Origin of the sequence: Kitasatospora sp. LaBMicrA B282 (assembly GCF_050325825.1) — a bacterium.
Taxonomy (GTDB): Bacteria; Actinomycetota; Actinomycetes; order Streptomycetales; family Streptomycetaceae; genus Kitasatospora.
The window spans coordinates 1-14,043 of sequence record NZ_JBNQTI010000195.1; the positions used below are offsets into that span (position 1 = coordinate 1).

Sequence of the window (14,043 nt, forward strand, 5' to 3'; positions counted from 1 at the left end):
CGAGCTGCTGACCGCCGGGGGCGCCCCGGCCACCGCGGTGCCGGGCCTGGCCGCGGCCGCCGTGGCGGCCTTCGGCGAGGCGGCGGCCGACGCCCTGCGCGAGGACCCGTGGTCCCTGCTCGCGCTGCCCGGGGTGCGTCCCGAGCAGGCCGACGGCTTCGCCCGGGCGCTGCTCGGTCCGGCGGCCGGCCCCACCGACCCGCGGCGCGGGCAGGCGCTGGCCGGCTGGCTGCTGGAGCAGGCCGCACTCCGCGGGCACTCGGCGCTGGAGGCGGCCGAGCTGCGCGAGGGGCTGGCCAAGCTCGGCCTGCCCGAGCCGGAGCAGGTGATCCAGGAGGCCGTGCTGGACGGCCGGCTGATGCCGTTCCAGGAGGAGCTCACCGGCCCCGAGGCCCACCAGGCCGCCGGGGAGGACGAGGAGCCTCCGGTCCGGATGCTGCTCGCGCTGGAGCGCCTGGCGCTCGCCGAGGACAGTGCGGCGGACGGACTGGTGCGGATCATGTCCACCTTCGAGCCGCCCGCGGCCGGGGAAGCGGCGGACGAGGCACCGGCCGGGGAGACCCCCGGTGCCACCACCGACTCCGACTCCGCGCCCGACTCCGACCCGCTCTCCGCCCCGGCCCCGGTCCCCGTCCCGGCCTCCGCCGAGGCCTGGGAGGCGGCCGCGGCCGCTGCACCGTCCTCCTCCGCGACCGCGCTGATCCGCGCCGTCGCCGCCCACCCGCTGGTCCTGCACACCGGCGACGCTGCCGCCCGCGCCGAGCTCGGCGCGCTGCTCACCGCCGCCCACGGCCTCGGGCTGCGCGCCTGGGCCGCCTCGTGGAACGACTACGGGCGGGACGCGCTGGCCGCGTCGCTGCCCGCCGCGAGCGAGCGTTCGGTCACCCTGGCCGAGCTGCTCGGCACCGCGCCGACCACCGGCGCCGACCACCGGTCCGGCCCCGGCCGGGCCCCGGACGGCTCGCTCGCGCTCGACCTGCTGATCGTGCAGGACGCCCCGCTGCTCGACCTGGACCTGGCCGCCACCCTGGTCGAGGCGCTCGCCGACGGCACCCGACTGGTGCTCAGCGGCGACCCCGGCCAGCTCTGGTCGGCCGGCCCCGGCCGGCTCTTCGCCGACCTGCTGGCCGCCAAGCCCTGCCCGGTGGTCGCCTCCCGCACCCCCGACCTCAGCCCGATCGGCGAACTGGTCTCCGGGATCGGCATCGGCGAACTGCAGAGCGTCGAGGCCCCGGAGAAGGAGGTGGTCATCCTCACCGCGCGCGAGCCGGGCGAGGCCGTCCACCGGGCCGTCCAGCTGCTCACCGACTCGATCCCGCGCGCCCTCGGCATCCCCGTCGAGCAGACCGTGTTGCTGACCCCCGGCCATGGCGGCCCGGCCGGCACCCGGGCGCTCAACGCCGCCGTCAAGGCCCGGCTCAATCCCGGCCCCGGCCGGTTCGCCGGCTTCGACCCGGGCGACCGGGTGGTCTACTCCCCGCTGCCCGGGGTCAACCGCCCCGGCACCGTGCTCGGCGGGGACGCGAGCGGCCTGCGGCTCGCCCTGGCGGGTGCGGCCGCCCCGGGGGCGGCCGAGGAGCTGCTGCTGCCGCCGGACCGGATCGACCGGCTGCGCCACGGCTGGGCGCTGACGGCGCACCAGGCCGTCGGGCGGCGCTGGCCGGGCGTGGTCGTGGTGCTCCCGGAGGACGGGGCCGCCGCCCTCACCCGGCAGTGGGTGTACACGGCGTTCAGCCGGGCCGAGCGCCACCTCTCCGTGGTGCACGCAGCCGGCCCCGCGCTGGCCCAGGCGGTCGCCGAGCGGCCGGCCGCGCCGCGGACCACCCGGTTGCGGGCGCTCCTCGCGGAGCACGCCGAGCAGGCGTACTGAGCGGGCGTACTGAGCGGGCCGGGCACTGCGCAGGCCCGACCGAACGAACGAAGGTCCCGGGAGAGCTCGTCGCTCGCCCGGGACCTCGTCAGTCCGCCGGGACCTCGTCGGCCCCCGGTCCTCCAGAACCCCGTCAGTCGTCCAGCTCGTCCTCGTCGTCGTACACCTCGCTGACGTCGAAGCGGCAGAGCAGCAGCTGCGGGTCCGGGCTGTCGAACGGCTCGGAGAGCCACTCCCCCGGCTCCGCCGGCTCGGCCGCCGTCACCCAGATCGTCGAGTCGCCCTCCTCCAGGCCGAACTCCTCGGACCGGGCCGCGATCTCGTCCGGCTCGTACTCGCCGAAGACCACCCCCACCGCGGCCGTCACGCCGTCGGTGCCCTCCGGCACCTCGGGCAGCGAGCGGTCCAAGCGCTCGGCCTGGCTGCGCAGCCGGCGCGGGTCGGCGATCCGGTAGTCGCGGCGGATCAGCACGCTGATCGCCTCCGGGTCCTCCGGCCCGGCGTAGCTGCCCGGTCCCCCGTCGCCGGGGATCTCGAACGGGGTGACCTCGTCGTAGACCTCGTACAGGACCTGGTCGTAGTGGATGGCCGCCGCGGCCAACTCCTCGTACGCGGCGGAGACCGCCGGATCGTCGTCCTCGGTACTGCTGGTGACCGCCTCCAGATGGCGGTCGATGGCGGCCTTGACCGCCTCGGCGGCTTCGCGTACCTCGGTGCGGGTGAGCTGCGCGGCATCAGACATGAGTCAGACGCTATCCGTACCTGGGCCCGGGGCGCACAGGGGTTCCGGTCTGAGTTTGCGAAAGCCCGGCAACTTGACCCGGGATGTCCGAACCATGCGCTTCTGCGCCCGCCGTGGCATCCCGTACGCCGGCCCGTGCGACCGGCGCTTCCGGGCACGACGAGCCGGGTACAACCCATCGCGGAGGACAGCCCCACGTCGCCCCGTGGGAATTGATCGATCATCAGACCGGTTCCCCGAGCGACCGCGCAGCCCGGCCGAGCACCCGCCCGGTCGGCCCGCGCGGCGGCACGGAACGGTCCACCCGGCCGGAGCCGCCGACCGCCGATCCCGCGATCGGACCGGTGGTCCACCCGCTCCAGCCGGACCGGACCGGCTGTCCGGCGCAAGTCGTAGGCTTGCCGCAGACGTCGCTGAGGAGGCGAACCTTGACCCCACCGAAGCTGGTCCGACAGCCCGAGTACGAGTACCAGTCGCTGCGCATGCCGCGCGGCACGTCGCGCAACGCAGCGCGGCAGCTGCTCACCGAGCACGCCGAGTACGGGCACTGGGAGCTCGACAGGCTGCGGCTCTTCCCGGACGGCAGCCGGACGGTGCTGCTGCGCCGCCGGATCATCCGGCAGGTTCGCAGCAACTGGTGACGACCGGCTGAGCCCGGGCGGTGGCCCCGGGGTCGGACTCGCGGGCCGGGGTCGGCCTGGCGGGCGCACGGGTGCGCGGCGCGCCCGGCGACGCGCACACCGCGGGCTCAGCCTGAGCCGCCCTCACGGACCGGCACCACTCGAGCCGGCGTCCGCACTCGAGCCGGCGTCCGCACTCGGGCCGAGGTCAGCGCTCGGGCCGAGGTCCGCGTCCGCAGACGGGTCAGGCCGCGGTCCGGGCGCGGCGGTAGAGCACCCCACCGGCGATCAGCAGCCCGAGGCCGGCCGGCACGAGCACGTCCAGGCCGTCCGCACCGGTGTAGGCGAGCCGGCCCGCGGTCACCGGCTGGCTCGCCGCCTGGGCGGCGACCGGCGCGGCCGCGGGAGCGGCGACCGGCGCCGCGACCGGGGCGGTGCTCGGCGCGGAGCCGGACCGGGTGCCGGTGGTCGGCTGGGTCTGGGTCGGTGGGGTCTGCGCCGGCGGCGTCTGCGCCGGCGGGACGGTGACCGGAGGCACCGGGGCGACCTCGTTGTTGGCGCAGCCGTTGCCCATCACCGGGTTCAGCAGGCCGACCACGTTCACCGAGTCGCCGCACGCGTTGACCGGGACGTCGATCGGCAGCTGGCCCGTGTTGCCCGAGCCCACGCCGGGCGAGTTCGAGCTCGCGCCGGAGGCGCTGCTGCCCGCGGTGCTCCCGCCGAGCGGCCCGCCGCTGTGGTCACCACCGTTGCCGTTGTCACCACCGTGGTCGGCGCCGTTGGCACCGCTGCCGACCGGGGCACCCGCCTGGCTGCCCGGCAGCCCCGGGACACCGGAGCCGCCACCCTGACCCGCACCGGAACCCTGCGGGCCGTTCTGGGACCCCTGACCGCCCTGGCCGCCTTGGTCGCCCTGGCTTCCCTGACTGCCCTGGCTGCCCTGGTTCGTCTGACCGCCCTGCTGCGGGCCGTGCTGCCCGTGGTGCGAGCTGCTGTTCCCGCACGAGTTGCCGTAGGCCGGGTTCAGCAGCCCGACCACGTCCACCGTGTTGCCGCACACGTTGATCGGCGCGTCCACCGGCACCTGCACCGTGTTGCCCGAGCCGACCCCCGGGGAGCCGACGGCCGCGCCGTCCGCGTCCGCGCTCGCGTAGGCATAGCCCGCCGTGGAGGCCAGCACGCTCCCCGTGGCCACCGCCGTGAGGATGCCTTTTCTGGCAACTTGTCGCATAGGTACCCCTGACATGTGATGGTCGGAATGTCCGACGAAATCTTTTCCCGCCCACTGAGTAACGAGCCGGCCCACGAAAGGTTGGCCCAACCGGCCGCACCTCACTCGATCGGGTGGATTGCGTCATGAAAAAGGGCGCCCCGATCGGGGCGCCCCTCTTTCGTGGTACCAGTCCTCGAGCGTTGACCGCCCTCTGATCCGGCAGACCTACCGGCAGAACGTCAGTTGTTGAAGCAGACGTTGCCGAAGGCCGGGTTCAGCAGGCCGATCACGCTGACGGTGTTGCCGCACACGTTCACCGGGATGTGCACCGGAACCTGGACGACGTTGCCGGAGCCGACGCCGGGCGAGTGGACCGCAGCACCCTCGGCGCCGGCCCCACCGGTCGCGGACGCCGCACCGGCACCGGCGAGCAGCAGCCCACCCGCGGCAGCCGAGACAATGGCGATCTTCTTGCCGTTCATTTTTCCTCCTGATCATCCGAGCGGCCCGGTCCCCGAGCCGCCATAGGAGTGAACGAGGCTCTGCCAAACGGGGTACGCCGGAACATTCCCATTCACCCGCAGCGGTGATCGTTCGCTCGGATGAGCGAACCGGAAAAAGCGGCAGAAACGATTCGGCTGCGGCACTTGTCGCCGCCGCAGATCATCCCCTCATAAAAACGGCTGGTCCCGGACGTCGAAAGTGACGTCCGGGACCAGCCGCTCTCCCAGCCGGCGCCTCGGCACGAGCCCCAGTGGGAGTCCTCGCCCGCGCCTCAGCTGGCGTCGATGAACCGGTCCAGCACCCGCACGCCGAACTTCAGCCCCTCGACCGGCACCCGCTCGTCCACCCCGTGGAACATCCCGGCGAAGTCCAGCTCCGGCGGCAGCTGCAGCGGCGCGAACCCGAAGCAGCGGATCCCCAGGTCCTGGAAGGACTTGGCGTCGGTGCCGCCGGACAGGCAGTACGGCACCGCGCGGGCGATCGGGTCCTCGGCCTGCAACGCCGCCTGCATGGCCGCCACCAGCGGCCCGTCGAAGTCGGTCTCGATCGCCCGGTCGGAGTGCAGGCTCTCCCGCTTCACCCGCGGCCCGAGCACCCGGTCCAGTTCGGCCAGGAACTCCTCCTCGTAGCCGGGCAGGAACCGCCCGTCCACGTGCGCCGTGGCCTGCCCCGGGATCACGTTCACCTTGTACCCGGCGCCCAACATGGTCGGCTGGGCGGTGTTGCGCAGCGTGGTGCCGATCATCTTGGCGATCCCGCCGAGCACCCGCAGCGTCTCGTCCATGTCCTCCGGGTCGAGCGGCACGCCGAGCGCGTCCGACAGCTCGTCCAGGAAGGCCCGCACGGTCTTGGTGATCCGCAGCGGGAACTCGTGCCGCCCGAGCCGGGCCACCGCCTCGCACAGCTCGGTGATCGCGTTGTCGTCGTTCGCCATCGACCCGTGCCCGGCCCGCCCCTCGACCGTCAGGCGCATCCAGTGCATGCCCTTCTCGGCCGTCTCCACCAGGTAGAGCCGGGTCTTCTCGTCCACTGTGAACGAGAACCCGCCCACCTCGCCGATCGCCTCGGTGACCCCCTCGAACAGGTCCGGGTGCTTGTCCACCAGGTACCGGGCGCCGTAGGTGCCACCGGCCTCCTCGTCCGCCAGGAAGGCGAGCACCAGGTCCCGCGGAGGCTTGCGCCCGGTGCGCAGCCGGTCGCGGACCACCGCCAGGGTCATCGCGTCCATGTCCTTCATGTCCACCGCGCCGCGCCCCCAGACGCACCCGTCGGCGACCTCGCCGGAGAACGGGTGATGCGTCCAGTCGTCCGCGTTGGCCGGCACCACGTCGGTGTGCCCATGGATCAGCAGCCCCGGCCGCGACCGGTCCTCGCCCTCGATCCGCACCACGGTGCTGGCCCGCCCCTTGGCCGACTCGATGATCTTCGGCTCCAGCCCGAACTCGGCCAGTTGCTCGGCCACGTACTCCGCGGCGGCCCGCTCACCCGGCCCGGACCCGTCACCGTAGTTGCTGGTGTCGATCCTGATCAGGTCCCGGCAGATGTCGACGACCTCCGACTCCCCGGTCACCCGCGACCCGTCCGCCCGCTGCGCCTTCGACTCGCTCAACACCCACTCCTCGTCGTCTGCCCCACCCGGCACACGTCCGGGCCACCCCGACCTCGCCGGGATCCTTCGAGCACGGTCCCGCCATCCTCCCCCAGCCCCCGTACCCTCCCCAAGGAAATCCCCCCAGAACCTCTCCGAACCCTCCCGTCCACCCCGCGGCCACCCCCACTCCCCCAGGCTTTTGGGCCCCTGAGCCGATCTTTGCTACAGTTGCACATGTCAGCACGGCCGACGGGCCGGGCGGACAAGACACCTGGTCCGGGTGGCGGAATGGCAGACGCGCTAGCTTGAGGTGCTAGTGCCCTTTATCGGGCGTGGGGGTTCAAGTCCCCCCTCGGACACCAACTGTGGGCCTACGGGTTCCGGGAAAGTGCTGGTTGAGATTCATCTCGACCAGCACTTTTTGCTTTCCGGAATCGTAGGTGAGGATCAGTCCGAGCTGCTGGTAGAGCCCAGCCCGGTCGGTGGGTTCGGCGGCGGCGAGGACATTTACGAGGTCGCTGTTGGCCCGGGCGAGGGCGGCGATGTCGTCGCGGGTGAGCTGGTCGGCCCGGGCCTGCTGGGCGGTCCGGAGTTCGGCTTCGGCCCGTGCGCGGGTGGCTTGGGTTTCGGTGATCCACTGGGTGACCAGGGCCGGGTCGGCGCCGGCTTCGAGGGCGGCGCGGTGGGTAGTGAGTTTCGCGTCACAGGTGGTGATGATGGTGCGGGCGCTCTCGGCGCGCAGGGTTTGGGCGGCCGAGGTGGGGCTGAGGTTCTGGGCGGCGGCGAGGAGATCGATGGTGTCGTCGAGGCGGTGCGGGGCGAACATCCTGGTGAGCCAGTGGTCGAGGGGGCCGAGGACGTCCTTCTCGCGCAGGTAGACGTTGCGTGGGTGCTGGATGCGGTTCGCGAGGGCGTACTCGGCGGGGAAGCGGCAGCGGTGGTAGGCCTCGCCGTGGATCCACTGGCCCTGCATCTTGCGGTCGCAGGTGGCACAGGTGAAGGTGCCGCGCAGGAGGTAGAGGTTTGTGGTGCGTTGGACCCCGGGGGCGGCGTGCGAGCGGCTGCGGGATCGGATGATGTCCTGGGCCTGGGCGAAGGTCTCGTCATCGATGATCGGAGGGTGGACGATCCGGTCAGAGACGATCCACTTGTCCTGGTCGTTCCAGCGCAGGGTGGTGGTGTAGCCGAGGGTGACGTCCTCGATGTCGAGGAGGATCTCGTCCTTGCGCTGCTTGTTCCAGACCTGGCGGCCGGTGTAGCGGGGGTTGGTGAGAATGACGCGCACGGCGCCCTTGGACCACGCGATGCCGGCGCGGTGGGGGTTGCGGTCCGGGTCGTGGGCGGAGGGGCAGGCGATGCGGTCGGCGGTCAGGCCTTCGGCGATCGCGAAGAAGCCCTTGCCGGTGAGGAATTCGCGGTAGATCCGCTGGACAGTGGCCTCGGCGGTCGGGTCGGTCGCCAGGCCGTGCAGGCGCTTGCCGTCGGCGGCCTTGGCGGGGTTGGGGTGGGGCCCGAGGTCCGTGATCGTGTAGCCGTAGGGCGGGCGGCCGCCCAAGTACCGTCCCTCCAGACGGGTCTGGGCAGCCATGGCACTGCGGACCCGGATGCGGACGCGGTTGCGCTCGCCCTTGGAGACGCCGCCGAAGACGGACATGATCATGTCGTGGGCTTCGTTGTCGGGGTCGATCGGCCCGCCGACCTCGGGCACCCAGAGCGGGACTCCGTAGTGGGTGAAGAGCGGGAAGGTGTTGCCGAACTGGTTGCCGTAGAAGGCGCGCTGGGGTTCGCCGACCACGACGGCGTCGAAGCCCCGGTCGGGGTCGGAGAGGGCGGTAAGGAGGGCAGCGGACTGGGGGCGGCGCTTCCAGGGCAGGGCGCGGCTTTGTCCGATGTCGAAGTACTCGGCGGTGATCAGTCCGCCGAGCGGTTCGATGAGGGTGGTGGCGCGGGTGAGTTGCCAGGCTCGGGAGGCCTCGGGGTCTTGGTTGTCCTCCGTCGACACCCGCCCGCAGAACGCGAACCTCAGGGGCGTTGCGGTGGTCGGGGCGTTCTGGTGGCCGTCGCGGCGGCAGGGCAGCCAGCGCGGGGTGGGCGGGGTGCCGGCGGGGGTGGTCATAGTGGGTTGTCTCCGGGGCGGTGATGGAGCCGCACGGTTCGGCGGGTTCGTCCAGTCGTAACTCGGACGGCGGAGGCTATCCAGCAGCCTCCGGACCACGATCGGGTGACGGGTGGGCTGTTCGGGGAGAGTGCCCGGCAGCGTGGTGGCGCAGGATGCGCAGGAGGGTCGCGGCCGCGAGCGGGGTGAGGCGTGGTTCGCCGATGGCGATGACGAGAGGTGAGGACAGGGCGCGGGCGGTGCGCCGGGTGGAGTCGGTGCCGGCTCCGCCGTCGGTCACCGCGGCCCCGGCCGGGTCGGTGCCCGGCCGGGCGACGGGAGCGGCGTCAGTCACGGATCGCCTGTTCCGTGGTGATGGCGGTGTGGTCCTGCTCGGATGGCGGTTGGTTGGGGATTCCGGGCTTGCGGAAGACGAGGACGTCCTCGTGGACGATCAGGTGCATGGGGACGCCGGCGGCCCGGGCGGCACGGATGTTGGTGAGCTGGAAGAAGGAAGGGCGGGCCAGGAGTTCGCCGTCGCGCACTCCGGCGAGGAGGGCGACGCAGCGTTCGACGGGGGTGAGGCCTGCGGCTTGGCCGGCGGCGATGACGGCGGTGGGGAGGTCGACGAGTTCGCCGTGGTGGCGCCAGGGGCGGGCGGTGACGGCGACGTGGGCGCCGGAGGCGAGGAGCGGGGTGCAGTTGGTGAGGATGGTGGCGAATGCGTCGAGGAGGTGGTCGGTGGGGGCGTGGGCGAGGTTGGCGGGGTTGGTGCCGTAGGTGGTGTCGAACTTGGCGATGCCGCCGTGGTGGGTGTCGCGGGTGGCGTTGACGCGGCCGTGGACGGAGGCGCCGTAGGGGGGTGAGGTGAGCAGGAGCTGGACGCGGCCGTGGTGGGCGGGGTCGATGTGGGTGTGGGTGTGGCGGGCGTCGCCGGTGGTCACGGTGGCGGTGCCGGTGGCGCCTTGGGTGCGGGCGAGGTTGAGGTTGGCGCGGGCCACGGCGGTCCAGCGGCCTTCGAGTTCGATGCCGATGGCGTTGCGGTCGAGGTGGACGGCTTCGACCAGGGTGGTGCCGATGCCGCACATCGGGTCGAGGACGAGGTCGCCGGGGTTGGTGTAGGTGGCGATCGCGTGGGCGGCGATGGCGGGGAGCATCTTGGCGGGGTGGGCGGAGGAGGTGGGGGTGTAGCGGCCGCGGCGCTGGCCGGCGGCGGGCTTCTGGGCGGTGACCCACACGGAGGTGGGGATGGAGGCAAGGGTCACTGGGGCCGGGGCGCTGTTGGTCGTCCTGGGCGGGGTCGGCGCGGGCTCGGGCCGGTGGCTGGGGATGCGGTGGGCGGTGGTGGTCATCGCGTTCTCCTGGCAGTGAAGTGGCGTGGGCGGGGGCGGGTGTTCACGGCTTGGCGAAGGCGTAGAGGTCGTTGTGGATCACGTTGTGCCGGCCGGGCCAGGGGCGGGTGTGGTGGCAGACGCAGTCCTGGCGGTGCCGGACGGGTGCAGGGGTGGCGGGGATGAGTCGGCCGTCGGTGGCGGTGGCTTCGGCGGCGACGATGTACTGGAGGTAGACCAGTCCGCTGGCTCGGGCGTGGGCGACGAGGTGGCCGGCGGTGTCCTGCCCGATGTTCTGGCGGGTCGTGATCGCCAGGACTCCGCCGGGCTTGAGGGCCTGGGCGCAGGCGTCGGTGAGGGCGGCGAGCTGGGCGTGGGTGGTGTGCGCGTGCGGGGCGGCGATCGCGAGTCGGGCGCTGGCGTGGTGGTGGTCGGCGAGAACCGTGTGCGTGTCGGGGTGGCCGCGGCGCAGGAAAGCCAGGGAAGAGACCTCGGCAGCCTGCTGCTGGATGGCGCTGTCGGCGAGGTCGGAGTCGTGAGCGGTCCGGACCAGGCCGAGAGCCCGGCGGCCGGCCTTGACGGCAGCGATGAGGCAGGTGGCGTTGCCGGTGTCGGGGACGTAGACGAGGTCGCCGGGGGCGGTGAACGCGCAGACGATCTGGTGGGCGAGGCCCAGCGGCAAGCGGTTGGCGCAGGCAGCGCCGATGGGGGTCTCGCAACGCGGGCAGCACCCGGCGAGCGGTTCGGTGAGCCAGACCGACAGCGGCACCCCGGTCGGGTTGGCCCGGCGGGGGCGCGGGGGTCGGGCGGTGGTGGCGTGGTCGGGGTTGGTGCGGGGGCGGGTGAACAGGTCCGCGGGGTTGAGCGGGCGGGTGGGCTGGTTCATGCGGGGTTCGGCCCGTCGGCCGCCGCGAAGACGCTGACACCTAGAGAAACCGGATTTTCGGGTCCTTTTTAACGGCCGACCGGTTCGATGGCGAATAAGTCATACCGACGCCGGTGCCAGAGATCGGTGGAGGGAAGTCCTCGCCGAGGAATTTTCGGGATTCCTGCTGGTGTCCCATCCCCAGCTCTCCCCCGCCCCAGACGCGCGCATCTGCGCAGCTCAGGGCCATTCTGGGGCCGGGCTGGGGGTGCTCGGACGGGGGCGGGTGCAGTGGCTTCCCCAGGTCTTCCCCAGGTCGGCCCTCGGGCGTGCCCGGTCGGGCTCCGGCGGGCCCCCGGCGGCTCGGCGAGACCGGTGCCAGTGGCGAAGTCACGCCGCCAGCAACCGAGAGGACGAACCGTCATGTGTGAGAACACCGCCGCCCGCATGGAGCCGATGCAGGCCGTGGAGGAGGCTTTCCGGCGCCTCGTGGAGCGCTCGCATCCGCTGACCTTGCTGGTCGGCGACCTGGACCCGGCGCTGCCGCAGCACCCGGTGGACATGGCGGCGCTGCGGGCGCTGCTGCTGCACACCGCGGTCGGCTACCAGACACGCGGGGCGATCTGGGCCCGCCTGCTGCGCCGGACCGCCGCCCCGGGCCGGTACGGGGAGGACTGGGACACCGCGGTGTGCGCGATGGCGCTTCCGGGGCTGTGGCGGATCGCCGCCCGGCTGCGTCGGGAGAGCCCGGAGCTGAGGCAGGAGGAGGTTCAGCAGGCGATCCTTGCCGGGTTCTGGGAGGCGGCGGTCGAGCTTCGCGAGCGCCTGGACTGCGTGGAGGCGGGCCGGATTCCCGCGAGCCTCTGCTGGTCGGCAGACCGCGCCGTCCGCGCCTACCGCGCCGGCGAGGTCCGGCACGCCGAGGCACGCGCCGAGCTGGACGAGCAGCCGGATCAGGCCGCCAGTGTGCCGGTGGGCGGCCCTGATCAGGTGCTCCGGCAGGCCGTGGCGCGGGAGGTCCTGACCTGGGAGCAGGCGGAGCTGATCGCGCGCACCAGGTTGGATGGCGTGGCGGTGCGGGTGCTGGCCGGGGAGGCCGGGATCTCGGTGGAGGCGATGGGGATGCGCCGTCACCGGGCGGAGCTGCTCCTGGCTCGCGCCGCGCGGGCCGGGCTCCTGAGCGGCTGAATTTCTCGGTGTTTTTCCGGGGCGGGCGTTAGACACGCCGTCGAATCCCGGTTTTTAGAGAGTGAAAGGGCGCCGCCGACCAGTCTCGGTGGAGCTGTCTCGAATTCCGCCGCAGACGCTGACACCGCTGCCCAGTCCGCCACCTTGCCCGTGAGGGAGGTGCCGGCCCACGGACCTTCGAGGCCGGCCCGCCGCAGCGGCGCCCTTTCGCTCACCGCCACCCGGCGAACGCCACCTCTCCGCCTGCCTTCTCGTGGGAGTTTCCGTGTCAACACGTCGTTGCAGCCGGGCTCTGCCCGGTCGAGTGCTCCGCCCGATCGCCATCGCGACTGCTCTCGCCCTGGCTGGCATGCTGCTCATCGCGGCAGCGCCCAGCGCCGTCGCAGCGGAGGTCGTCCTCCGGGCCGATCCACCGACGATCGATCAGCTGTTCGCCAACGTCACCGCGTGGATCACCGGGATCGCCGCCGTGGTCGCCACGACCTTCCTGACCGTCGGCGGGCTGCGCTACATGATGGCTGGCGGTGACCCTGGTGCGGTCGAGAAGGCCAAGGGGGCGCTGAAGAGCGCCGGCATCGGCTACATGATCGCGATCCTCGCTCCGGTGATCCTCAATGTCCTCAAGGGTCTGGTCGGCGCGAAGTGAGACAGCGCCGCCGGACCTGGGCTGCGACGGCGGCGATCGCAGTCGCCGTCCTGGCCCTCGCACAGGGCCCCGCTCGCGCCGATCCCGGCGGACAGCAGCGCGTACCGTCCGCGAGCCCCGCAGCACCCGCCCCCACCCCAATGGCCCCGGTGCCGATGCCGACCCCGGCGCCGTCGCCTGGGCCCGCGCCATCGCCGGTCGACACCGGAGCGGGCGGCAGCGGCGGTGACTCAGCGTCGTTCTGGGACATCCCCGGGCAGATCCGCGAGGCGATCACCGGCTGGCTCGGCGACCTGATCCGGCCCTTCGTTGAGCCGCTGTTCAACACTCTGGTCGAGGTCCTGCTGATCACCATCAACCCCGCGCAGCAGCCCCGCATCGTCGAGCTGTGGCAGGCGATGCGCGTGCTCACGATCGCCGGCTACGGCCTGTTCGTCCTGGCCTCCGGGCTGACCACCATGACCCACGGCAGCGTCCAGCACCGCTGGGGCGCCCCGGACCTGCTGCCGCGGCTACTGCTGGGCATCGCCACCTCCAGCCTCTCCATGACCATCTGCTCGATCACCGTCGAACTGACCGACGCCCTCGCCTCGGCGATCTTCGGCAACGGCATCAGTGCCCACGACGTGGCAGGCACCCTCATCGGCCTCTTCCTCGCCCAAATCACCGGCACCGCGGCCCCGTACATGCTCGTCATCCAGTTGGTCGCGATCACCCTCGGCGCGACCCTGCTGGTCGCCGCCTTGATGCGCACCGCGGCCACCGACATCCTCACCGTCGCGAGCCCCCTGATGCTCGCCTGCCACGCCCACCCCGCTAGCGACGGCATCGCCCGACTGTGGTGGCGGGCCTACCTCGGCTGCATGGCCACCGAGATCGCCCAGGCCGTCACCCTGCTCGTCTGCGTCAAGGCCCTGCTCGACCCCAACAACTACGGCCTGATCCCGCTCGCCAGCACCACGCCGTTGGTCAACCTCCTGCTCCTGTGCTGCACCCTCTACCTCCTGATCAAGATCCCCTCCTGGATCCGACGCATCGTCACCGCTCCCGCGCGCATCATCACCGGCAGCGCGGCCGGTCCACGGATGCCCGGCCTGCGGGTCCTGCGCAAGGTCGCCCTCGGCGCACTCGGCATGTCGCTCGGGCCGTACGCCTTCGGCGCCCGTCTCGCCTCCGGCATCCGCGGAGCCCGAGCAGCGGGTACGGCAGGGCGCGCGGCCAGGGCCGCGGCCGGCCCCGCCCCGACCTACCGATGGGGGACACCCCGTCGCAACCACCCTGGTGGCGGCGCAGCCGGGCCCACCGCCCCGGGCACGCCGGGCCCGGGGCGCGGACCTGCCGGCGGGCCGGGCGGCGCGCTACCCGCCGCGCCAGGGCC

12 protein-coding genes and 1 tRNA gene are annotated in these 14,043 nt (G+C 72.8%); 6 read left to right on the top strand and 7 right to left on the bottom strand.

The genetic code is table 11. From position 1 onward, the window contains the following. Positions 1–1,870: ATP-binding domain-containing protein (locus ACQRUO_RS34175; RefSeq protein WP_428320040.1), on the top strand; the 1,870-nt coding region annotated here is incomplete at its 5' end. 133 nt (positions 1,871–2,003) lie between these two features. Here the strand turns inward: ACQRUO_RS34175 and ACQRUO_RS34180 are convergent. Further along, complete coding sequence (locus tag ACQRUO_RS34180; protein ID WP_428320041.1) at positions 2,004–2,612, bottom strand: hypothetical protein; 609 nt, start codon at positions 2,610–2,612, stop codon at positions 2,004–2,006. Between the two features lie 443 nt (positions 2,613–3,055). On the opposite strand from ACQRUO_RS34180, the gene ACQRUO_RS34185 reads away from it, so the two are divergent. Next, positions 3,056–3,253, top strand: coding sequence for a DUF5703 family protein (locus ACQRUO_RS34185; RefSeq protein ID WP_428320051.1), 198 nt, complete (start codon positions 3,056–3,058; stop codon positions 3,251–3,253). A 223-nt stretch (positions 3,254–3,476) separates the two neighbouring features. Here ACQRUO_RS34185 and ACQRUO_RS34190 read toward each other — a convergent pair whose 3' ends face one another. The 3 genes from ACQRUO_RS34190 to ACQRUO_RS34200 form a co-directional block, all read right to left on the bottom strand. Then, positions 3,477–4,427, bottom strand: a complete 951-nt coding sequence (locus ACQRUO_RS34190; RefSeq protein WP_428320042.1) for a chaplin — start codon at positions 4,425–4,427, stop codon at positions 3,477–3,479. A gap of 257 nt (positions 4,428–4,684) precedes the next feature. Further along, positions 4,685–4,927, bottom strand: coding sequence for a chaplin (locus ACQRUO_RS34195; protein WP_428320043.1), 243 nt, complete (start codon positions 4,925–4,927; stop codon positions 4,685–4,687). A 293-nt stretch (positions 4,928–5,220) separates the two neighbouring features. After that, positions 5,221–6,558 (bottom strand): M20/M25/M40 family metallo-hydrolase, encoded by a 1,338-nt coding sequence (locus tag ACQRUO_RS34200; protein ID WP_428320044.1) that lies wholly within the window; start codon positions 6,556–6,558, stop codon positions 5,221–5,223. Between the two features lie 256 nt (positions 6,559–6,814). Here ACQRUO_RS34200 and ACQRUO_RS34205 point away from each other — a divergent pair. Further along, positions 6,815–6,902 (top strand) — tRNA-Leu (locus ACQRUO_RS34205). On the opposite strand, the gene ACQRUO_RS34210 is transcribed toward ACQRUO_RS34205, so the two are convergent. From ACQRUO_RS34210 to ACQRUO_RS34220, 3 genes are all read right to left on the bottom strand, one after another. Further along, entirely contained in the window at positions 6,881–8,656 is a 1,776-nt protein-coding gene (locus tag ACQRUO_RS34210) for a recombinase family protein (RefSeq protein ID WP_428320045.1), read from the bottom strand. The genes ACQRUO_RS34205 and ACQRUO_RS34210 overlap by 22 nt on opposite strands. A 326-nt stretch (positions 8,657–8,982) precedes the next feature. Beyond that, positions 8,983–9,987, bottom strand: coding sequence for a TRM11 family SAM-dependent methyltransferase (locus ACQRUO_RS34215; RefSeq protein ID WP_428320046.1), 1,005 nt, complete (start codon positions 9,985–9,987; stop codon positions 8,983–8,985). Positions 9,988–10,030: 43 nt separating this feature from the next. Next, entirely contained in the window at positions 10,031–10,852 is an 822-nt protein-coding gene (locus ACQRUO_RS34220) for a hypothetical protein (protein WP_428320047.1), read from the bottom strand. A 402-nt stretch (positions 10,853–11,254) separates the two neighbouring features. Here ACQRUO_RS34220 and ACQRUO_RS34225 point away from each other — a divergent pair, with 402 nt between their 5' ends. The 3 genes from ACQRUO_RS34225 to ACQRUO_RS34235 form a co-directional block, all read left to right on the top strand. Beyond that, positions 11,255–12,019: a hypothetical protein gene (locus tag ACQRUO_RS34225; protein WP_428320048.1), complete on the top strand. Its 765-nt coding sequence runs from the start codon at positions 11,255–11,257 to the stop codon at positions 12,017–12,019. Positions 12,020–12,368: 349 nt separating this feature from the next. Beyond that, a complete protein-coding gene (locus ACQRUO_RS34230; RefSeq protein ID WP_428320049.1) occupies positions 12,369–12,665 on the top strand; it encodes a pilin in 297 nt (98 codons plus the stop codon). Positions 12,666–12,814: 149 nt separating this feature from the next. Next, a partial coding sequence (locus ACQRUO_RS34235) for a hypothetical protein (protein ID WP_428320050.1) occupies positions 12,815–14,043 on the top strand: 1,229 nt, incomplete at its 3' end.